The organism is Curtobacterium sp. B8 (assembly GCF_000333315.1).
Taxonomy (GTDB): Bacteria; Actinomycetota; Actinomycetes; order Actinomycetales; family Microbacteriaceae; genus Curtobacterium; species Curtobacterium luteum.
On record NZ_BACW01000564.1, the window covers coordinates 1 to 1,180 of the forward strand.

Annotated in this window: 2 protein-coding genes; both read right to left on the reverse strand. The window is 70.7% G+C overall.

All coding sequences use genetic code 11. The features are described 5' to 3' along the window. The coding region (locus I59_RS15220; RefSeq protein ID WP_022904606.1) for an undecaprenyl-diphosphate phosphatase at window positions 1-367 on the reverse strand (367 nt) is incomplete at its 3' end. Window positions 368-430: 63 nt separating this feature from the next. Beyond that, a partial coding sequence (locus I59_RS15225; RefSeq protein ID WP_022904607.1) for a peptidase dimerization domain-containing protein occupies window positions 431-1,180 on the reverse strand: 750 nt, incomplete at its 5' end.

The window sequence follows — 1,180 nt, forward strand, 5'->3', positions numbered from 1 at the left end:
ATCGCCCGATCCACAGCGATCGGAACGTGGTCTCGATCGAGTCCTTCAGCAGCAGACCGGCGACACCGATCGGGATCGTGCCGAGGATCACCAGCCACCCGAGGCGGGCGTCGGGGTCGTTCCGCGGGACCGTCCGGCCGGACAGCGACCGGAACCAGCGCCCGACGATCCGGGTGATGTCCTTCCAGAAGTAGATGAGCACCGCGGTCTCGGTGCCGAGCTGCGTCACGGCCGTGAACGCTGCGCCGGGGTCCTGCGCGTCCGGCAGGAACAGCCCGACGATGCGCAGGTGCGCGCTCGACGAGACGGGGAGGAACTCGGTGAGCCCCTGGACGAAGCCGAGGAAGATCGCCTCGAGGATGTGCATGGCACCGGCCTTCCGGGGAGGAGGTCTGTCAGGACACCGCCACGAGGGCGACCGTGGACGGTATCAGTAGGTCGCGAACAGGTCGCCGAGGACACGCCGCCCGAACGCCAGGGCGTCGAGCGGCACCCGCTCGTCGACGCCGTGGAACATCGCGGGGAAGTCGACGCCGGCCGGCAGCTGCAGCGGGACGAACCCGTAGCCGGCGATGCCGAGGGTCGACAGGGCCTTGTTGTCGGTCCCGCCCGAGAGCAGGTACGGCAGCACCGGAGCACCCGGGTCGTGGCGTCCGAGGACGTCCCGCACCGCGTCGACGAGCGGCCCGCCGAAGTCCTGCTCGAGCCCGATGTCACGGAAGGACATGACGACCTCGACGTCGTCGCCGGCCAGCTCGCGGACACGTTCGAGCACGGACTCCTCGTCGCCGGGGAGGCACCGGATGTCGATGAGCGCCTCGGCGGCGTCCGGGATGACGTTGTGCTTGTAGCCCGCCTGCAGGACCGTCGGGTTCGTCGTCGTGTGCAGTGCCGCGTGGATGAACCGCGAGGCGGACCCGGTCGCGAGCGCGACCTCGTCCGGGCCGGTGACGGCGGGGTCGACCCCGAGGAAGCGCGCGACCTCGGCCACCATCGCGTCCGTCGTCGCCGAGAGCCGGACCGGCCACTCCTCGCTCCCGATCCGAGCGACCGCGGCGGCGAGCTTCGTCACGGCGTTGTCGCGGATGACGTGCGATCCGTGCGCAGCGGTGCCCTTCGCGACGAGCTTGATCCACATCAGGGCCTTCTCGCCGGTCTGCAGGAGGAGGCGCANCGTCGC